Raw genomic sequence first — 22336 nt, forward strand, 5'->3', positions numbered from 1 at the left:
GTTAGTGTATTTTTAATTTTATTTCTAACACATAGAGGCATAGATTTTATAGATGTAGTAAGGCGTTTTACTTGTAATAAAGATCATAGCTATGTGTCGAGAAATATATTTCTCTTTTATTTTCTTTTCGAAAGCAAAAAAACTATGTCTCTATGTGTTAAATTAATTTATGTGTTTAAAAAAAGTTATCTCCAAGCCGGAACTTGTTTCAAATTCGGATTCAAATCCAATTCTCTCTGTGGAATAGGAAAATGAACGTGTTTTGGCTGTGCGTTGGTTTTTCCTGCGGCTTTTAATTTTGCTACAAAATAATCTGGGCCTCTTCTTGCCAAATCAAACCAACGCTGATATTCGTAAACCAATTCTTTTCTTCTTTCTTCAAAAACCGCTTCTCTAAACGCATCTTGACTTAGTGCTGGAGAAGTTGTCGCTAATAATTCAACGCCTGCTCTTGTTCTCACTCGGTCAACTGCTGCATACGCTTCTGGAGTTGGACCTCCGTTTTGTTCGTTTAAAGCTTCTGCATAAATCAGCAATACTTCTGCAAATCGTATAATTGGCGTATTTTTAGAAGATTGCCCTGGCGAAGTCGGCGTCGCGGGATCAAAATATTTGTTGAAATGTGGCGTAACTTTATACGTTTTTCCATCGGTCGGACTTACAAATTCGACTGCAAAAGTGATGTACTTTCTTTTGTCTGTTTCAGCGAAAGTTTCAAAAAGTTTACCTTCCTTGTGCAATGCATCTGCTTGATCTCCTGCAATTCCAGGAACAGAAGTTGGAGCAGCTGTAGAAGCCAGCATGTTTCCGTTCCAGTTGGTTAATCCTTTAAATTGAGCAGAGAAAATATGTTCTTTTCCGTTTTTGGTTGCCACATTAAATACATCAGCATAATTTTCGAACAAATCATAAACTTTGCTGTCAATGATTTCTTTACTTTTTTCGGCTGCTTTCTGCCATTTCTTTTCAGTTAAATATACTTTTGCCAAAATACTTTTTGCAGCGCCAGCCGTTACTCGGCCTTTATTTTGTTGCACTACAGGAAGTGCTTCTGCATCAATTAGATCATTTTCAATCTGAGTATAAACATCTGCTTCTGGTGTATTGCTAACATTGATTGCTTCTGGCGTTAAAACTGTTGTTTCGTGTAAAACCAGCGGAACATCTCCAAACCATCGTACTAAGTTAAAATATAAAAGCGCTCTTAAGAACTTTGCTTCGTTAATTAAATCTTTGTCTTTCTGTGAATTAAGATTTGGATTTTTCACGATATTGTCAATTGCCACATTTGCTCTATTGATTCCGTCATAACTTTGTCGCCATAACTCAATCATACGGTCGTTTGAAGCATCGTGCGTTAAATTGGACAAAGCTCTAACATGCGCATTTCTTGCTCTTGGTCCCGCTTCGTAATCATCTGTTGCCATTTCGGTCGCAATCTGAATTAAACGATTGTATAGCGTATGTGTCGAACTGTTTATAGCATTATGAATAGCAATGACTGCTGCATCGGCATCTTCGGTGGTTTTATAAAAATTGGTAGACGAAATAAAAGCTTTTGGATCTTCGTCTAAAGAATTGCAGGCACTTACTAAAAAGAGTACTGCTAAACTGAATATTATATTTTTTTTCATGATAAGTCTTTTAGAATGTTACGATTAAACCTCCAGATATTGTTTTAGAAGCTGGGTAAATTCCAGTATCTGTTCCAGGAGAAATTGTCGTTCCGTTTGTTACTTCAGGATCGTAACCTGTGTATTTTGTCCACGTTAATAAGTTCTCTCCGATAACACGGAATTTTACTGAGGTCAAACTTAATTTCTCTGATATTTTTTTTGGAAGATTATAGCTTAAAGCAATGTTTTTTAATCTCACAAAAGAACCATCTTCAACAAAACGATTAGAGAAAACTGGTGCAGGATCTAATTTTGCTCTCGGCGTTGTATTGCTCGGATTTGTTGGTGTCCAAGCATCTAAAGCTGAGGTTGACGCATTTTGCTGCCCGTTGTACAATTCCAGAGCTTGTAGGTTTCCGTTCAGGATTTTATTTCCAACAGAACCATTCACTAAAATGGCCAATTCAAAACCTCGGTAAGTGAAATTATTAGAAAATCCGAAAACAAAATCGGGCTGTGCATCACCAATACTAGTTCTATCTGCTGCGGTTGTAAACGCTCCGTCTCCGTTAATGTCTTTATACAAGCGATCTCCCGCTTTTGGCGTTGCATTTCCTGTATAAACTCCTTTTGTCGCGACTTCATCTGTCTGTAAAATTCCGTCAGTAACCGCGCCATAGAAAGTTCCTAAAGACTGGCCCACTTTTAAAATATAGTTTCCAAAAGTGTAAAATTCAGCACCATTTCCTAAAGCAATAATTTTGTTTTGGTTAAAGGCAATATTAAAGTTCGATGTCCATGAAAAAGCAGTATTTCCAAGAGAAGCATTCAAGCCAAATTCAATTCCCTGATTACGAACAGATCCAAAATTCTGAAGCGAAGAAGTAAATCCCGTTGTGTACGGAAGCTGAACGTCTAACAATAAATCTTTAGTGGTTTTGCGATAGACATCAATTGTCAAATTCAATTTATCATTAAAGAAGCCAACATCAACTCCAGCATCAAACTGATTGGTTAATTCCCATCCTAAATTGTCGTTTGCAATTCGCGTAGGCGTAAAACCGGTATAAATCTGATCTCCAAAAAGATATTTTACACTTGTCAAAGTAGATAAAGACTGGTATTCTCCAATTTCCTGATTTCCTGTAGCACCCCAGCTTGTTCTGATTTTTAAACTATTGATAACGTCTTTTACAGGATTAAAAAACGATTCGTTACTAATCTGCCAAGCTGCGGCAACAGAAGGGAAATAACCCCATTTATTGTCTTTTCCAAAACGAGAAGAACCATCGGCTCTAATACTTCCTGTTAAGAAATATTTGGAATCATAATTATAATTTACCCTCGATAAAAACGAATTCAGCGCCCAAGTGCTTTCGCCAGAAGTTGGCATTAAAGCCACATTTCCGCTTTGTAAACTGTAGTAAGAAGTAATATCATTTACATATTGCTGCGATCCAGAAGTATTAAATTCTCTGGATGAACTTTGCTGTGTATAACCCGCCAAAGCATTCAAATGGTGTTTTTCGCCAATTATTGTTGTATACGTTAAGGTGTTTTCGTTTAACCAGCTTCTAGAATCGGCAGTTCCAATTTTTCCTTCTCCGTTGGTAATAGAACCTTCATAAATGCTAGATGGGAGATAACTTTTTTCTTTGTTGAAAATCATATCGGTTCCAAAAGAAACTTTCAAAACCAAATTTTTCAAAATATCATATTCGCCGTAAATAGTTCCTAAAATACGATCGGTAATAGATTGATTTTTACGTTCGTTTAACGTTGCGATTGGATTGGCAAAAATATTTTCAAACGGATTTCTTAAAGTATAACTTCCGTCTGGTTCGTAAATCGTTGCCGTTGGAGGCATACTCAATAACGCTGTAACCAAACCGCTCGGAGCCACTTTAGATTTGGTTTCGGCAATTGTTAAGTTCAAACCAAATCTCGCTTTACTGCTTATTTTTGAATTTAAATTAACACGTCCGCTGAAACGTTCAAAACCTGTATTTTTTATAATTCCTTCCTGATTGTAATAGTTTCCAGAAACCGCATATTTGGTCTGATTGTTTCCGCCAGAAACACTTAATTGATGATTTTGTGTCAGTCCTTTTTGGAAAGCCGCATCTTGCCAGTCGGTTCCTTTTCCTAATTGCGCAATTTGTGCATCACTCAGATATTGGTTTGTTCCGCCCGCTGGATTAGAATCGTATAAAGCGGCATTTCTTAATCTCGAAAAACCTTGGGCGTCTAACACATCAACTTTTTTACGAACTGACTGTTGGCCAATTGTAAAATCATAATTTACAGTGGTAGCAGTATTTGAACCTTTTTTGGTTGTGATAATAACAACTCCGTTTGCTCCTCTAGAACCGTAAATGGCTGTTGAAGAAGCGTCTTTTAAAACCGTAATCGATTCGATGTCTGACGGATTTATAGTAGAAAGCGGATTGGTTGGCGTACCGCTCAAAACACCAGAAGTGACTTCTGAATTGTATAATGGAAAGCCGTCGATTACATATAAAGGCTCATTTCCGCCCTGAATCGAACTTCCTCCACGAATACGAATGCTCATACCAGCGCCCGGCTGACCCGAAGTTTGTGTTACGTTAACACCCGCAACAGAACCTTGAAGTGAACTTTCAAGCGTTTTTTGAGTTGCTTTTAAGGACATTTGGGCTACGGTTTCGGCAGCTCCAGTATAATCTTTTTTAGAAGTGCTTCCGTATCCAATAATTACAATTTCATTCAATTCCTTCACATCTTCTTTTAATGAAATCTGAATAAAATCTTTGGTTGCGATATGTTCTGCGGTAACGTAGCCTAAATAGCTTACGATTAAAGTATAAGGAAATTTTTGTCCTGTCTGAAAATAGAATTTTCCGTCTAAATCGGTTACAGAACTATGAGTTGTTCCTTTGATCTGAATAGTTACGCCAGGAATGGGCTGATTGGTAACTTGATCTACAACGGTACCATTTAAGGTTGAATTAATTAAGGGCTGTGTATTTTGTGCTTTAATTCCGATCGAAATTAAGAATACAAAAAGCCACAAAAAGGCATGTAATTGCTTGTTCATTACTTTTTTGGATTTAAATAATAAAGCAGTACGGAAAATTGGTTTTCCAATTTCCGAAGGCTTTCTTTAGTGATAAATGTTCTTTGAGTCTTGCCATTTCTGTTGCCGCAGAAATGGTTTTTACTATGAAAGGATAGGGCAGTGCATTATTTTCATTTTGTAATCTTGTTTAGTTATTATTTTTTTTAGTTAATATGGTTTTGACATAGTTAATCGTTCAATACTTTAGGTATTAATCGTTTGTTGCCAAGATGTAATTTAGTTTGTGATTTTATTTTCGATAAGAAACGAAAACGGAGATTGGATTTTTAACAGCACATGCACATATAACAAAAAGTGTTATGTGTGAATTTTTCAGGAAGAATGTAATGCGATGTGTAAGCTGTTGTTTTCAAAATGTAGTTCTTTATTGTTTAAACTCTACTAATCCTATAGACAAAGTTAATTTTATTATAATGAAAACCAAAAGATTATTTAATTTTTTTGAGGAAAAGTATATTTAAAGAATGTGAAATATATTTTAAATATTTTTAAGTGATTGTAAATTAGTTGTTTAATGTTTTTGTTTTAAAAAATAAAAATAGATTTAAACTATTTTGTTTATACAGTTTTTACTTGCTTTTTTAAGCTTGATGTTTGAATTATAAAACTAAACCCGACAGGTTTTTAAAACCTGTCGGGTTTGATATAGAATAGTAATGCTATTTTTAAGGTTTGAAAAGCAAAAAAGCGATAATCAATGTAATAAGGATATTAAAAAATTGTGCAGCGAGAAAAGCAATTAAAGGTTTTCGGCTATTATTTTGAAGCAAATCTTTAAAATTGGTTTCTAAACCAATACTTGTAAAAGCCAATGCAAACCAAAGGCCTTGGAGATTTTTTAAACTTTCTTTTAGTTCATCGCGAGTTTCTGGTGCAACAAAAAATGAAAAAACAATAGAAGCTGCAATAAAACCAATGACAAACTTTGGAAAACGCTCCCAAATTACGCCGAGAGTTGGTTTCGTTTTTTGAATTTCAGAAGACTGATTATGAGTGTAGGTCCAATAAATAGAAATGGCAAATGCGGCTATACCCAATAATACATTTTGAGAGAATTTGACAATTGTACTTATTTTTAAAGCTGTTTCGCCAACCAAAGTCCCAGATGCAACGACAGCTCCAGAAGTATCAATACTTCCGCCAAGCCAAGCGCCCGTAACTTCTTCGGGAAAATTAAAATGACGGGCAATGATGGGCATAAAAATCATCATGGGAATTGCAGTTACTAAAACCATCGAAATGACATAAGACAGTTTTTTAGAATCTCCTTTTATAGCGCCCGAAGTTGCAATCGCAGCCGAAACACCGCAGATAGAAACGGCGCTTGAGATCATCATGGTCAATTCGTCGTCGACTTTTAGTTTTTTACATAACCAGAAGGCAAAATACCAAACGGATAAAACTACGATCAAAGCTTGAATTAAACCTAATGATCCCGCTTTTAAAATATCAGAAAAAATAACACTCGTTCCCAATAAAACCAATCCGATTTTGACAAAAAGTTCGGTTGATAAAGTAGAACGAAACCATTCTGGAAGTTGGAAGAAATTTCCAATAATCAATCCGATGACTAAACTGAAAATAACTGCTTCTAGATTTAGCGCTTTTACTTCAGAATTTCCTGCAATGATTATGGCGATTATGGTCAGGATATAGATGATTGGAAATCCGTAAATGAAATTTTTAATTGATTTTCCAACTAAAAAAGTGCCGATTGTTCCGATAGAAATAAAATAAAGGAATTGAAGACTAATTGTTTGAATGTTTTTAATTTCGAAAACATTGTTTATTAAGTCTGTTCCATTTGTCCATTTAAAAACAGGAACTTCTGGCAGAAAAATAAAGAGAGAGATTCCGATAATTAGAAAACCGAGAATAACGACGGTCCAATCTTCGTGGATAGTTAATTTTGTTGAGGTTGACATTGTATGTTTGCTTTCCTGCAAGGTTTCCAAAGCCTTGTAGGTATTAAGTAATTATTCGAGTAGTTCAAACAAACCTACAAGGCTCTGGAAACCTTGCAGGAGTTGAGTATTTGTATTTAAATATTACAAATCGACAAAGTATTTTTGTTTGCCAAAGTCAAATTCGTAATAGGTTAAATTAGGCCAAAGCGGCTTAATTAATCCTTTTTCCCAGTTTTGTAAAGCGGCTTGTAATTCCTTTACTTTTTCAGGATTTTTTTGTGAGAGGTCTGTTTTTTCAAATTTGTCAGAAGCAAGGTTGTAGAGCCATTTTTCATGGGTTCTTCCGCTGATGACTAATTTCCAGTCGCCGCTTCTAATAGCTTTTGCATCGCCCGAACGCCAATATAAATCTTTGTGCGCTACTTTATTTTCATTTACCGTTTTTACTAAATCAACTCCGTCATAAACTCGATCTTTTGGTAAATCAGAACCAATCGCTGATGCAATGGTTGTGAAAATATCTAGAGTGCTTATAGGATTTTTGTAAACAGTATGAGGTTTGACTTTTCCTTTCCACGAAAGTGCAAAAGGAACATTGATTCCGCCTTCAAAATGAGAAAATTTACCGCCTTTTAAAGGTGCATTTGTTGTCGCAAAAGTATAGTCGGCACCACCGTTATCGCTGGCAAAAACAATTAAGGTATTTTCTTCAAGACCTTCCTTTTTGACTTTTTCGCGGATTCTTCCAATTGCATCGTCTAAAGCGCTGATCATGGCAAAATAAACGCGTTTGTTTTCGTCTTTTACATTCGGAAAACGATCGTAATATTTTTTACGAACCTGAAATGGTGTATGTGGCGCATTAAACGGAATATAAAGTAAGAAAGGTTTAGATTTATTTTTATCAATAAAAGCTTCAGCTTCTTCTGCAAATTTTTCTGTTAAATAGGCTTTTTCATCAATGATTGTGCTATCTCGGCGAATCTGTCCAATTCCGACACGACCTTTGCCCCAAATCATTTTATCGGTAAAATCTTTATGATGATGATTGATGATGTCTGGATTATTATCTTCTGGAGCAAATAAGGAGAACGCCTGATAAAAGCCGTAATGATAATCGAAACCACGGTCCAGAGGAAAAAATCCTTTATTATGTCCCAAATGCCATTTTCCAATAATTCCTGTAGCGTAACCTTGTCTTTTGGCTAAGTCGGCAAAAGTGATTTCAGATTTCGGAAGTCCTTGTGTTTCAATTGAAGCATCGTTTGGATATTCGATTTTATCATTTAATCTCCAATTATTAGTATTCACCAAATATTTGAAGGCATAATATTCGAGATTGTTCTTCGGATAGCGATCTCCTGGCTGATATTCATGTCCAAAACGTTCCTGATATCTTCCTGTAATCAAACCCGCACGAGAGGGCGAACAAATTGCGGCCGATGCATATCCGTCGGTAAAAGTTACTCCCGAAGCAGCCAAAGAATCAATCTGTGGAGTAGGAGTCGATTTTCCGCCGTAGAGCGAAATATCATATTTGCCTAAATCATCGGCAAGGAGAATAATGATATTCGTCTTTTTTACTGTTGAATCAGATGGAGCTTTTGAAGCTAAAAAAGCTTTTTTCCCTTCGGCAAGTTTTTGATCTTCTTTGACTAATGTTCCGTCAGTGTTAATAGGCCAGAATAAAAATGCTGCTAGAATGAGAAGCACTAGTAAAATGGGAATTACAATTTTGGTTATTTTTTTATAGGTTGCCATGTATGGTTTTTGGTTGGGTTTGAGTGGAATTGATTTTTTTTGTCATTTCGACGAAGGAGAAATCTTCACGAGTAACTCCTCAACGAATATCCAATCTTTGTAGAGCTTCTTGCGAAGATTTCTCCTTCGTCGAAATGACAATATTATGGTTACGTAATTGTAAAAAGTTTCGAGACTACTTAGAAGCCAATGCAACATCAACTTCACTCTTCAAATCATTGATGCCTTCTTTCTTAAAAACAATTTTTCCATTTTCATACAAGATCAAAGTCGGAAAAACTTTTACTGTTTTTAAATCGGCAATAACTTGCGGACTGTCTTCCAATTCAATTTCTACGATTTTTAAATTGGTTCCGTATTCAGATCTGATGGTTTCTAAAACTGGTTTTACTTTTTTACAAGGCGCGCAGTATTTGGAACCAATATCAACCAAAACCGTTTTGTTGTCGGCAATGATTTTATTGAATTCTGCCAATGACAATTTGCTTTTTAGATTGGAATAAAAAGGTTTTCCGTTTCCGATCCAGTTGGCAATTCCGCCCTCTAAACTATAGGCTTCAGAAAAGCCATTTTTTAATAATTCTTTTTCTAAAGCAACACTTCGACCAGCTCCGATAGAATAAATAAAAACGGGTTTAGTTTTATCTAATTTAGCAACAGATTGCGCGTAGTTTTCTGATTGAAGATTAAAGTTTACAGCGCCTTCAATATGATTCAAGGCAAATTCTTCAGAAGTTCTGGCATCAACAATCTGCGGATTTTTTTGACTTTTTATTTTCGAATAAAATGAATCTAACGACAATGAGCTGTGACTTTCATTTTGCGAAAAAGCAGCAACTGCCCATAAAAAGGCAATTGCTGTTATACTGTTTTTTAAGATTTGATTTTTCATATCTAGAAGTATTAAACTTGTTCTAATACAGGTGATGGAGTTTCTTCGGTAACCGTTTTTGGTTTTAGCGGAAGCGATAATACTCCCTCGGCAAGAGAACTGCCTTCTTTTTTAGATTTAAAAATTGGCCAAAGAAACTGTGCGTACCATTCTTCTTGTTTGTATGATTTTGTTCCGAATGATTTAGGGTATTGACGTGTAATTAACCCTGTTCCGAAAATAACATCCCAGATAAAAAACATGTTCCCGAAGTTTCCTTTAAAATGACCAACGCCATCTCCGCTTGTATCAGCATGGTGCGCGTGATGCGTTGCAGGAGTAGAAATCAGTCTTTCTAAAACCCATGCAATCGGGTGTAATACTTTGTATTTGTAAAAAGGTTTGTCCCATGGAATGCTTGAATGCGCTCCCAAAGTGATGAAACTTTTGATTACTAAAACAAATAAAGCAGGAAGACCTAAACCTAAATAGGTTAAAGTTGCTGTCAAATAAATTTGAGAAAAGAAAAGTGTATAAATAAAGTTTTGTCTAGAAGCCATCGCCATTCCCATATACGGAGCTGAATGGTGTGTTCTATGAAAACGCCATAAAAACGGAACTTGATGATGCAATCTATGATACCAATATTGCGTTAAATCGTCTGCAATGGCAATTAAGAAAAAGCCTCCCCAAAACGGAACCCATGATAATGAGTTTGCTAAGTTTGGCAGTAAATAAGGTAAAGCAGTTAAACTAAAAAAAGCAATTACAGGAGGCAAAAGAAGTTTTGGCGCTAAGAAACAAACGATATCTATTTTGCGTTCTTCGCCAGTCCATTCATCATCGTATAAACCTGCTGCAAATTCGATAACTCCCAAAACAAGCATAAATACTGTTAATCCCCAAGTTCTGATATTGGCAAAAACGGGTTGTGCAAATTCTAAAAACGAAGGCAGTGTAATATGCGATTCACTTACAGCGCCACCCGTTAATTTAAAATAAAGGTAAATTGCCACTACAGGCAATGAATAAATGAAGAAACTTATCGTTAAGTCTCTCGTTAATTTTTCTTTTTGAACTATAGCCATGATTTCTTATTTTAAAAATTGATTTACTACTGCTAATCCGCCAGCCAGAATCGCCAGTGGAACTAAAAACAAGATTATCCCAACGACAATCTTTTTTCCTATAATTTCATAATCTACTCGTTTCATAATTCTTCGTTTTATATCCTGCGAGGTTTTTCAAACCTTGTAAGGATGTTTTTTTTAAGCTTTTAATTTAAACCTACAAGGTTTTTGAAACCTTGCAGGTTCGATAATTAGTTATTGGTTCCTCCAGGTTTAGTTGCTTGTTTGATTAAGTCAGAAACTGTTTTTCCTTTGTCGGCACCAGTATTGTGAATTCTTCTGTTGTAAACATCCTGCCAGTCAATCAACGGATACACATTGTTTTCTTTTGCCTGTTCGTCAAATAATTTTTTAAGTTCAGCTAGTTTTTCAGGATATTTTTTTGCCAGATTATTACGTTCGTTGAAATCTTCGTTTAGGTTATACAGTTCCCAAACATCGGTATCGAAGTTGCTCGGAGCAGGTTTTTCGTTGCTTCCTAAAGATTTTTTCACAGCAAAAGAATCTGGTAAATGTGCTGCAGAAGCTTTCCATCCATCTTTGTAGATTGCTCTGTTTCCAAAAATGTAGTAATACTGTACTTTGTGCAATGATTCGGCTTTCGGATTATCTAAAGAAGCTTGGAAAGAAGATCCTTGAATAATATCTTGTTTGATTCCTTTGATATATTCTGGCGCTTTAATTCCAGTGATAGCCAAAGTTGTCGGAAGTAAATCAGTCACATGGCTGTATTGGTTTCTAATGCCGCCTTTATCTTTAATTCCGTTTGGATAAAAAACGATCAATGGGTTACGTGTTCCACCTTCTGAATGCGCATCTTGTTTCCAGTTTTTGAAAGGAGCATTGGTTGCTAGCGCCCATCCTAAAGGATAATTGGTATTTAGACCTTTTGCTGTTCCGATTTCTCCAATATTATTTAAATTGCTTTGGAAATTCTCTTCATCTGTTTTTCCTTGAGCAAACAAACTCTGATTGATTGTTCCTTGTAAAGTTCCTTCTTTACTTGCTCCATTATCACCAATTGCTACAAAAATCAAGGTATTATCCAGCTGTCCGCTTTCTTTTAGATAATTTACAACTCGTCCAATTTCATAATCGGTATAGGTTAAGAATCCTGCGTAAACTTCCATGAATCTTGCGTATACTTTCTTTTGGTCTGGAGTTAATTTTTTCCATTCCGTAATTAAAGCGTTACGATCTGGCAGTCCAGCATTTTGAGGAAAGATTCCCAATTTCTTTTGGTTTGCCAATACCTTTTCGCGGTAAACATCCCATCCTTCGTCAAATTTTCCTTTATATGGTTCAACCCATTTTTCAGCAACCTGATGAGGTGCGTGAACAGCTCCTGGCGCATAGTACAAGAAGAACGGTTTTCCTGGTGCTGCTTTTTGTTGTTTTTGGATGTAACTGATGGCTTTGTCTGTAATCAATTCATTCAAATGACGTCCGTCAGGTTTAATATGAACTTGATCTTCTACCAAATCAGGATTGTATTGATCGGTTTGAGAACCTAAGAATCCGTAGAAATGATCGAAACCTTTTCCAGTTGGCCAACGGTCAAACGGACCAGCATCTGAGGCTTCCTCGTCTGGCGTAACGCCATATTTTCCAACAGCAAAAGTGTTGTATCCATTATCGCGAAGAATCTCTGCAATTGTTCCTTTATCAGAAGGAATTCTTCCGTCCCAGCCTGGGAAACCTGCGGATAAAATAGTATGAGAAAATCCACTAACGTGAACTCTTCCTGAGTTTCTACCAGTCAATAAAGCCGCACGGGTAGGGGCGCAAATTGCTGTTGTATGGAAGTTGGTATAACGCAAACCATTATTTGCCAGATTATCAAAAGTAGGAGTGTTGATTAAACCTCCAAAAGTGCTTGAAGCTCCAAATCCAACATCGTCTAAAAGAATCCAAACAATATTCGGAGCGCCTTTTGGAGCCGTTACAGGATCTGGCCAATATTCTTTAGAATCAGCTAAAGTTTTACCAATTGTACCCTTAAATTCTTGTTTGTCCTGTGCAAATCCTAATTGTGCAATTAGGACAGCAGTAATCAAAAGCCCTTTCTTAGAGCCTTTGATTGAAATGCTATTTTTTAAATTTTTCATTTTTTATAGTTTTTTAGTTATATGGTTTTAATTAATATCCAGGATTCTGAGGTAATCCGTCAGGGTTGATATTTCTTTCGCTTTGCGGAATTGGATACAGATTATTTCGTTCTGAAACTGAGTTTTTGGCTGTAACTTTTTTCACTTCAGTAACCAATGTTCCCCATCTTACCAAATCGTACCAGCGTTGTCCTTCTTGAACAAATTCTTTTTTACGCTCTTCTTGAATTGCTGCTCTAAAAGAGGTCTGATTTAATCCAACTAAATCGACAGAAGCATCTGGAGTTGTAATTGGTTTTCCAAAAGCTCTTCTGCGAACTTGATTGATTAATTCGTAAGCTTCTGCAGTTGGTCCGCCTTGTTCATTTATCGCTTCCGCTAAAGACAAAAGGATGTCGGCATAGCGAATAACAGGAAAGTTGATTGCTACGTTTGAAGGTGTCGCCAGATTAGACAAATCCAAGTATTTTTTGAAGATTGGTTTCGGAAAAGTATAAAGTGTTCCCGTTGACGGATTAAGCAATTGTTTGGCATAACTCACATCTCTTCTTTTGTCACCAGGCGCATAAATATCATAAAATAAAGCAACATCTGAGATAATATCTGCTGGTTCTGTTGCGGTAAATCCAGTAAAAGAAGTTGCCTGAAAAGTACTTCCGCTAGAACCATTTCCTGCTTGATTTGGCTCAAATTGAACCGAGAAAATATGCTCTTTTCCGTTCTTTTTTGTTTTAGTGAAAATATCTTGGAAATCTTCAAACAACGCGTATCCATAACCTCCATCAATTACTTCTCTAGATTTTGCAATGGCATTTGGCCAGTCTTTTCTAGTCAGATATACTTTTGCTAAAATCGCTTTTGCAGCTCCCGATGTAGCGCGCCCAGCATCTGCTGTAGTATACGTTTTTGGAAGAGCTTCAGCATCTGTCAAGTCTTTAATAATTTGATTGTACACTTCGTCAACCGTAGAGCGATTGGTTTTTAGATCTCCCAAATTGATAGAAGTCGCTTCGTGCAAAACAATTGGAACACCGCCCCAAAGACGAACTGCTTGAAAGTACAAAAGGGCTCTAATAAATTTGGCTTCATTGATCAATCTGGTTTTGATAATGTCTGAACCTGATACTTTCGGAATATTATCAATAGAAACATTGGCTCTGTTGATTCCGTTATAAATTTGTCTCCAAGCCACTTGAACACGATCTGAAGTAGCATCATGCGTTAAACTGCTCAAAGCTCTAACTTGCGGATTGGTTGCCGAAACTCCTGCAGCAGCATAATCAGAACCCATATCTGTTAAGAAATAAAGGTTTCTACCAAACAAACTCTGCTCGCCTGGATCAAGGCTTAAAGAAGCGTAAACTGCAGTTACACTTGCAGTAGCATCATCTTGCGTGACAAAATAATTGTCTTCGGTTACAAAAGAGGTTGGTGTTACCTCAAGATCAGCGCACGATACTAATAGACCGGCACTTAAAAGGAATGTTATAATTATCTTTTTCATTATATATTTTTTTACTTAGAAAGTTACGTTCAAGCCCGAAATGAATGTTTTGGAGTTTGGATAAGAACCAAAATCAATTCCTGGATATAAGTTGTTTTGTTCGTATGAACTTACCTCTGGATCATAGCCAGTATATTTCGTCCACGTGATGAGGTTTTCTGCTGAGATGTAGATTTTTACACTCTTGGTTCCCAGTTTTTTAGAAACGCTTTTTGGCAACGTGTATCCTAATGTTATTAGTTTTAATCGTAAGAAAGAAGCATCTTCTACGTAGCGCTCAGAAACAATTCCAAGAGGAGAACTAGAGGCTCTCGGGATTTCGTTGCTCGGATTGGTTGGTGTCCAACGGTCATTCAATGTAGACGCGGCATTGGTTCCAAGAGTCGAAATTTCTAACTGCTGATTTAAAGCATTGAAGATTTTTCCGCCGTACGCTCCTTGAAAAGAGAAATTCAAATCAAAATCATTGTATGAAATGGTGTTACTGAAACTTCCAACAAATTTTGGCTGAGAAGTGCCTAGATTTCCTTTGTCAAGAGCTGTAATAACACCATCTCCGTTGGTATCCACATATTTTCTGTCACCCACTTTTGTGTTCGCTAAACTGTTGATTTTTGGTTGTGTATTAACTTCTTCCTGAGTCTGAAAAATTCCGTTGGTTTTATATCCCCAGAAACTTCCCAAAGGCAAACCTACTTTTACAATAACAGGCTGTTGCTGTAGCAAAGAACCATTTGGAACTACTGGGAAAAATTCGTTTACACCATTTCCGATCTCAGTAACTTTGTTTCGGTTTAAAGAAAATACGATATTGGAGTTCCAAGCGAAGTTTTCTGTTTTTATATTTTCTGTTGTTAAACCAACCTCAAAACCTTTATTTTCAACTCCTCCAATGTTCTGAAGCACTGTCGCGTAGCCAGAACTCAACGGCACTGGAACGTTGATTAACAGGTCTTTTGTCTTTTTGTAATATACATCAAAAACAAAATTGATTTTTCGGTCTAATAAGGATAAATCCAATCCAACGTTATACTGATTTGTTTTTTCCCATTTCAAATCTGGATTGGCCAATCGAGTAGGAGCTAAACCGGTGTATAAAGTTCCGCCAAAAGAGTAATTTACAGATCCCATAGAAGCCAACGGTAGATAATTTCCAATTTCTTGGTTTCCTGTTGTTCCCGCTGTAATTCTCAGTTTAGCTTCTGTTACGCCTTTAATGTTATTAGCAAATTCTTCATCGGTAATATTCCATGAAAATCCAGCAGAAGGAAAATAACCCCAAAGTGATTCTGAACCAAATCTAGAAGAACCATCTGCACGCCCAGAAAGCGTAAAGTTGTATTTTCCTTTATAAGAATAATTCACTCTTGCAAGCCATGATTTTAGTACGCTTTCATAAGCATCACTATATGGTTTTACGGGTACGCCGTCTTGAATAGCATTGTAAGTATTGGCATCGTTTACAAAAGTTTGAGCTCCTGCATTTACAACTTCGCCTTTTGTATATTGAAGCGTGTAACCTCCTAAAGCAGAAAACTTATGATTTTCGCCGAAATGAGTGTTGTAATTTAGTGTGTTTTCATTTAAAACAGAACCAACTGACCTTTCACCAATAGAAGCCAAACCTTTTGTTCCTGCTCCTGTAGTAGTATTTGATGGCGCGTAATAGTTTTGTTTTGTATTTAAAACATCACCGCTAACCGCAACTTTTGCAGTTAATTCTTTATTGAATTTATATTCGCCAAATAAGCTAGTTAGGATTCTGTTTAATTTAGTTTCGTTGGTTGTATTATCTAAGTCGTTAATTGGATTCGGGAAATAACCATTTACAGAAGTTGCATAAGGATTGTTGGTGACATTATAACTTCCATCTGCATTTTTAATTGGAACTACGGGAGCATTCAAAACCACACTAACAAGCGGGTTCGGATTTCGTCCTGCTGCCGCACCGCCATTTGTACCAACTCCATTTGCAATTGAATTGGTATAGTTGGCATTTACGCCAAATTTGAATTTCTGAGAATAATTTCTTTCGTAGTTAACTCGAAGTGAAATACGTTTAAAATCAGAACCTAAAACGATACCATCTTGATCAAAATAGCCAGCAGAAACTGCATATCTCGATTTTTCGTCACCGCCTGAAAAAGATAGATTATGACTTTGAACGGGTGCCGCAGTGATAAATGCTGCAGACTGCCAATCGTAATTTCCAGAAGTTTTTAAAGCCTCAATTTGGGCAGCAGAGAAAGAAGGCGCCTGACCAATACTTGCCTGAACGTCGTTTCTTAAACTTGCCCATTCGCTGGCATTCATTAGTTTTAGTTTTTTTGAAATATTCTGGAATCCGAAATAGCCTTGGTACGAAATATTATCTTGTCCTTTTGTTCCTTTTTTAGTAGTAATAATTACAACTCCATTTGCACCACGCGAACCATAAATTGCTGTTGCCGATGCATCTTTAAGAACTTCTATCGATTCAATATCAGCAGGGTTAATAGTTGACAGAACATTTACACTTGCTCCGGCATAAGTTACTCCAGCGCCACTATTGCTGTTATCATTATAAATTAAAATTCCATCAACAACATGTAGCGGTTCGTTACCAGCAGTAATAGAGTTTCCTCCGCGAATGCGGACACTTGAAGAAGCGCCTGGACGACCAGAACTTTGTGTAACTACAACTCCAGCTACAGCGCCTCTTAAAAGATTATCTGCCGAAGAAGTGACCTGAGATAAATTGGCTTTTGGAACCGATGATACAGAACCTGTAATGTCTTTTCTTTTTTGAGTTCCGTAACCCACAACAACCAATTCGTCTAGCTCTTGGCGTTCTTCTTTAAGGTTAATGATTACTGGATTTTTCTCAACAATTACTTCTATTTTTTTATATCCGATGTAAGTTACAATCAAAGTGTAAGGAAATTTCTGTCCCGTCTGAAAATAAAATTTTCCTTCTGCATCTGTAACAACGCCGTGAGTTGTTCCTTTAATGGTTACAGAAGCGCCGATAATGGGCTGATTTGTAATGTCATCTACAACAGTTCCGTCTAATTTTGATTGTATAAGCGGGGTGGTATTCTGGGCTTGTATTCCTGCCGTTAGGAAGAGTAGAAACAGCAGTATGTGTATGTTTAACTTTTTTTTCATTTCTTTGTGTTGGTTTTAAGTAATTAACAAGACGCCCTGAGCACTGTTTATACAGCACTCTAAAAGTGTTCTTGATTTAGTGATAAATGTTCTTTAAGCCTTGCCATTTCTGTTGCCGCAGAAATGGCTTTTTTTATTTACAGCAACAGGTTTGCAATGTTTTCATTTTAGTTTCTTTTAGTTGTTGGTTATTTAATTTGTTGAATAATAGGTATGATTTCAAGAATCTAATCCAACACAATTGAATGCATCGGAGAGATTTTTGGTTAAAATTCAGTAAATATTTTTGGTGGTGTTTTTTTTGATTTGCTTTGATATGTATTCTAAAGGCAAACAAAATAAAAGTAGATTATTAACAACAGAAACACATATAACAAATAGTGCTATAAGTGTATTTTTTAGGAAGAATGTAACGCGATATGCTTTCTGTTGTTTTCACAATAATAATTTTTATAGTTTGAAATATTATCTTAAACTCTACTAATCCTATAGACAAAGTTAAATTTTATATAATAAAAACCAAAAGTTTGTAAAGTTTTTTTCAAAAAAATATTTGTTTAGTTTATAATCTAAAGAATTGATTCTCTTGAAATGCCTTATTTCAATTGATTTCGTGCTAAATTATTGATTCACAGAAATGTTAAATTTAAAATTAGAAATAAAGTAAAAAATGTAGTATTTATACCCTTTTTTTATAAATATAAGAGTACCTAAGACGTAAAATGGAGCTCTTAAAACGTCTGAAAACCATCTTTATAATATTAATTTATAAAAAAATAATAGAGCACATATTCTTTCTTTGTGTTGCAATTGGTTGTTTTATAAATATTTATTTTTCAATAATTAACGTTTTATTTTAGTAAAATACCTTTTTATCCTTAATATGATATTTGTCATTTTTAGTAAGAATTTAACCCTGTAGTTTTGCTTTGTAATTGAGGAATAGTATTCTCAATCTAAATCAAAGTAATTTTCTATTTATGGGTAATCTATCTCAGTCTCACAGAATTTTATTCCTTAACACACTTGCTTTTACAATTTGTTTTGCTTGTTGGACTTTAAACGGCGTTTTGATTACTTTTTTGGCTGATAAGGGAATATTTAATTTCACTGTTGTAGAAATTGGTTGGCTTTTAGGAATTCCAATTCTTTCAGGCTCTATATTCAGACTTCCAATCGGGATTTTAACGGATAAATATGGAGGGAAAGTTATTTTTTCTGCTTTATTATTACTTTGTTCAATTCCGCTTTTTTTAATGCCATTTGCAGATTCTTTCTGGACTTTTGCCATCCTTAGTTTTTTCTTTGGCTTAGTAGGTACCAGCTTTGCTGTCGGAATAGGTTATACCTCAATTTGGTATCCTAAAGAATGGCAAGGCAGGGCTTTAGGGATTTTCGGAATGGGAAATGCAGGTGCAGCAGTGACTACTTTTATAGCGCCCACTTTATTAAATATTTTATCAGAGGATGATCCTACTAACGGCTGGAAAATGCTTCCTGTTATTTATGGAGTAACATTAGTACTTATAGGAATCCTGTTTATTGTTTTTGCTAAAAACAAAACCAATCAGGTAGTATCAAAAACTATTGGCGAACTAATGTCGCCCCTTAAAAAAGCCAGAGTCTGGAGATTCGGTGCCTATTACTTCTTAGTTTTCGGGTTTTTTGTTGCCTATTCGCAATGGCTTCTTCCAAACTTTGTGAATGTGTACGGTACAAGTTTAGTCTTGGGAGGAATGTTTGCCACAATGTTCAGTTTGCCGTCTGGCGTAATTAGAGCTCTAGGAGGCTATCTGTCAGATAAATTCGGAGCCCGAAAAGTGATGTATTGGGTTTTAGGATCTTCAATTATAATTAGCTTTTTGTTGATGTTTCCAAAGATGGAAATCATTACCGCTGGTCCTGGCGTTATGTCTCTTACCAACGGAACAGTTACAGAAATTACTGCAAATGAAATAATTGTAAACGGGAAAAAACATCAAATCAACAGTAAAAAAGATTTAGAAACTAACAGCGAATCTTCTGTTTTTCCTGTAAAGAAATCATGGCAAGAAATTGTTGTAGAGCAAAATCAGGAGGTTAAAAAGAAAGAATTATTAGCTCATGGCATTACGCAAATTAATTTCAGTGCCAATCTTTGGGTTTATCTCGTTCTGGTAATCCTGATAGGCATTTCTTGGGGAATTGGTAAAGCAGCAGTCTACAAACACATTCCAGAGTATTTTCCAAATGAAGTTGGTGTAGTAGGCGGAATGGTTGGTTTAATAGGCGGTTTAGGAGGGTTTTTAGGTCCCATAATCTTTGGATATCTCCTTACCTATACTGGACTCTGGACCAGTTCATGGATTTTTATATTTCTAGTTTCTGTGCTTTGTCTGGTATGGATGCACCGCACAATCATAAAAGCTATGAGAACAAAATCACCAAATTTTGTAAGACAAATAGAAGATAATCAATAATTTAAATAAAATAAAGATGAAAACTTGGTTAGAAAAATGGAACCCAGAAGATGAAGCATATTGGAATTCTGACGGAAGTAAAATAGCATGGAGAACTTTAATTATAACAACAATTACTTTAACATTATCATTTGCTTCCTGGTTTATGATGAGTGTTATTGCAGTAAAATTGCCTGGTTTAGGATTTAGTTTTTCTAAAGATCAGCTTTTTTGGTTAACTGCAATTCCAGGGTTGGCGGCAGGGTTATTAAGAATTATTCACACCTTTCTGCTTCCAATATTTGGAACTCGTCATATTGTATCTTTTGCGACAGCAATTAAATTAATTCCCGTAATCGGAATTGGTTTTGCAATTATGGATGTAAATACGCCATTTTGGGTTTTTGCAGTTTTAGCATTTACTACAGGTTTTGGTGGAGGAGATTTTTCTTCTTATATGCCAAGTACAAGTTTGTTTTTTCCGCAAAGATTAAAAGGAACTGCTCTTGGGATTCAGGCAGGAATTGGAAACTTTGGAGTTTCTCTCGCACAATTTGTTACGCCTTTAGTAATTAGTGTCGGAATTTTTGGAGCTTCGACAGTATTTACGAGTATTGACCCAAAAGAAACCATAACGGTATTTGAAAATTCATCAGGGCAGAAACAAAAAGAAGTTTTTGCTTCTTTAGACACAGAAGTTCAGGCTCGAATCTTATCTAATGTGAAAAAGAATATTGTAGATTCTGTTAGCACGGCAGTTAATTCTCAAGATAATGCAGTTATTTTTTCGTCACTTCCGCTTAAGGCTAAGGCAAAAGCAATTGCAAACGCTAACCCTAAATTAGCCGAAAAAGTACTGAACAATTTGAGCCCCGAAAATTCGGCTGTTAAAAACAAACCAATTTATCTACAGTCTGCTGCATTTTGGTTTGCGCCATTTTTAATACTTATGGCATTTGTAAGCTGGTTTTATTTGAAAAGTATTCCGATGAAAGCTTCTGTAAAAGAGCAATTAGATATTTTTTCGAATAAACATACTTGGTACTGTACAATTACTTATGTAATGACTTTTGGGACATTTGCCGGTTTGTCTGCAGCATTTCCTCTTATGATTAAATTTTTATATGGCGATTTTCCCAATGCACCAGATCCTTTGGTATATGCATTTTATGGTCCACTAATTGGTTCTGCCAGCAGAATAGCTTTCGGATTTGTGGCCGATAAAGTTGGAGGTGCTATATTAACGACTATAACAGGCTTAGGAATTTTAGCAGGATCAATACTTTTAGTAACACAAGGTCTGGTAGCGCCGACAAGTATGGATCAGTTTCCGCTTTTTGTAACTGTAATTTTAGGAATGTTCTTTTTTACAGGTATTGGAAATGCAGGAACATTTAGACAATATCCAATTATTTTTAAAGAAAATCCGCGTCAGGCAGCGGGAGTTATTGGTTGGACTGCTGCCATTGCTGCTTTTGGACCTTTTATATTCTCTAAGTTAATAGGGAATAATATTTCAGCAAATGGCACTGTAAATCAGTTTTTTATAGGTGTCTGTCTTTTTACCCTTTTAGCTACAGGTATCAACTGGTGGTTCTACAATCGTAAAAATTGCGAAAAACCAAGTTAAATAAGTAATCAATAAATTTTTAGTTAATGATGAATAACAAAACATATAATACCAAAGCTTTACTGGTTGCTTCGGCTGTTTCTATACTTACAGTTGTGTTTGTATTTTATGGTTCGAGAGAATTACAAAATTTTGATGCAGCACTTGTAACATACCTTTTTGGAACGATATTCGCCTTCTTCGGAATCGTTTATAGATATACCGTTTGGCTGCAGCGTCCTCCAACATGGATGTACTTTAAACGAAGTATAAAATTTCTATTTACTGGAAAAGTATTTTCTCATTTATGGTTTTTAGGAAAAGAATCGGTGCAGAATATTGTCGTTCAGAAATTTATTTATCCGAGAAGTAAATATCGCTGGTTTGCGCATTTTTGTATTGCATTAGGTTGTCTGTCAGCTTTTGCCATTACAATACCGCTTACATTTGGATGGATCCATTTTACATTGGCTCCTAATTCTATTTCGATTTACGAAGCACATTTTTTTGGATTTAATATGATGGATTTTGAAATAGGATCGTTTCTTGCATTCTTAATATTTCATGCCTTAAACTGGTCTTCATGGCTTGTAATTATTGGCTCGGTTTATTACTTAAGAAGAAGATTAACCAATCCGGGATTAATTGCAACACAAACTTTTGAAGGCGATTTGCTGCCTCTAATTTTATTGATTGCAATTTCAGTAACGGGTTTATGTCTGACGTATTCCTATCAGTTTATGAAAGGTTTTGCTTATGACTTCTTAGCTGTAATTCATGCCGTAACAGTTATCATGTTTTTGATTTGGATTCCCTTTGGAAAATTCTTCCACATTATTCAGCGTCCGGCACAAATTGGTGCACACATTTACAAACAGGAAGGCATTAAAAAAGGAATGGCCGTTTGTCCGCATACAGGAGAAGAGTTCGCAACAAAACTTCATATTGATGATTTAAAAATCGTGACTAATCAGTTGGGATTTGATTTTACACATGAAGACGGAACTTCTCATCTCGATTTAAGTCCAGAAGGTAAAAGATCACGATTGGCTCAGGCACATTTAAAAGCCAGATCGCAGGGCGGTAAGTTATTTGGGTAATTTTAAAAGTTTCAGGTTTAACGCTTC

Annotated in this window: 12 protein-coding genes; 3 read left to right on the plus strand and 9 right to left on the minus strand. The window is 35.8% G+C overall.

The window, feature by feature from the left end; genetic code table 11:
* Positions 1-185 precede the first annotated feature (185 nt).
* The 9 genes from BSF41_RS15575 to BSF41_RS15615 all read right to left on the minus strand — a co-directional run bounded on the left by BSF41_RS15575 (position 186) and on the right by BSF41_RS15615 (position 17162).
* Positions 186-1634, minus strand: coding sequence for a RagB/SusD family nutrient uptake outer membrane protein (locus BSF41_RS15575; protein ID WP_095930434.1), 1449 nt, complete (start codon positions 1632-1634; stop codon positions 186-188).
* 10 nt (positions 1635-1644) lie between these two features.
* The gene (locus BSF41_RS15580) at positions 1645-4692 is read right to left on the minus strand and encodes a TonB-dependent receptor (protein WP_095930435.1); all 3048 of its coding nucleotides are present in this window, start codon (positions 4690-4692) and stop codon (positions 1645-1647) included.
* A 707-nt stretch (positions 4693-5399) separates the two neighbouring features.
* Positions 5400-6659: a YeiH family protein gene (locus BSF41_RS15585; RefSeq protein ID WP_095930553.1), complete on the minus strand. Its 1260-nt coding sequence runs from the start codon at positions 6657-6659 to the stop codon at positions 5400-5402.
* Positions 6660-6782: 123 nt separating this feature from the next.
* Positions 6783-8402 (minus strand): sulfatase-like hydrolase/transferase, encoded by a 1620-nt coding sequence (locus BSF41_RS15590; RefSeq protein WP_095930436.1) that lies wholly within the window; start codon positions 8400-8402, stop codon positions 6783-6785.
* Positions 8403-8577: 175 nt separating this feature from the next.
* A complete protein-coding gene (locus tag BSF41_RS15595; protein ID WP_095930437.1) occupies positions 8578-9294 on the minus strand; it encodes a thioredoxin domain-containing protein in 717 nt (238 codons plus the stop codon).
* Positions 9295-9305: 11 nt separating this feature from the next.
* Positions 9306-10361, minus strand: coding sequence for a sterol desaturase family protein (locus BSF41_RS15600; protein ID WP_095930438.1), 1056 nt, complete (start codon positions 10359-10361; stop codon positions 9306-9308).
* A 233-nt stretch (positions 10362-10594) separates the two neighbouring features.
* A complete protein-coding gene (locus BSF41_RS15605; RefSeq protein WP_095930439.1) occupies positions 10595-12511 on the minus strand; it encodes an arylsulfatase in 1917 nt (638 codons plus the stop codon).
* 31 nt (positions 12512-12542) lie between these two features.
* Complete coding sequence (locus BSF41_RS15610) at positions 12543-14015, minus strand: RagB/SusD family nutrient uptake outer membrane protein (protein ID WP_095930440.1); 1473 nt, start codon at positions 14013-14015, stop codon at positions 12543-12545.
* 15 nt (positions 14016-14030) lie between these two features.
* The gene (locus BSF41_RS15615; RefSeq protein WP_095930441.1) at positions 14031-17162 is read right to left on the minus strand and encodes a TonB-dependent receptor; all 3132 of its coding nucleotides are present in this window, start codon (positions 17160-17162) and stop codon (positions 14031-14033) included.
* A gap of 980 nt (positions 17163-18142) precedes the next feature.
* On the opposite strand from BSF41_RS15615, the gene BSF41_RS15620 reads away from it, so the two are divergent.
* The 3 genes from BSF41_RS15620 to BSF41_RS15630 are packed head-to-tail and all read left to right on the plus strand — an operon-like array spanning position 18143 to position 22309.
* Positions 18143-19621, plus strand: a complete 1479-nt coding sequence (locus BSF41_RS15620) for a nitrate/nitrite transporter (protein WP_095930442.1) — start codon at positions 18143-18145, stop codon at positions 19619-19621.
* 16 nt (positions 19622-19637) lie between these two features.
* Positions 19638-21230: a magnesium transporter MgtE N-terminal domain-containing protein gene (locus BSF41_RS15625; protein WP_095930443.1), complete on the plus strand. Its 1593-nt coding sequence runs from the start codon at positions 19638-19640 to the stop codon at positions 21228-21230.
* 29 nt (positions 21231-21259) lie between these two features.
* Complete coding sequence (locus BSF41_RS15630) at positions 21260-22309, plus strand: MFS transporter (RefSeq protein WP_095930554.1); 1050 nt, start codon at positions 21260-21262, stop codon at positions 22307-22309.
* Positions 22310-22336: the final 27 nt, after the last annotated feature.

Source organism: Flavobacterium sp. ACN2 (assembly GCF_002303885.1).
GTDB lineage: Bacteria > Bacteroidota > Bacteroidia > Flavobacteriales > Flavobacteriaceae > Flavobacterium.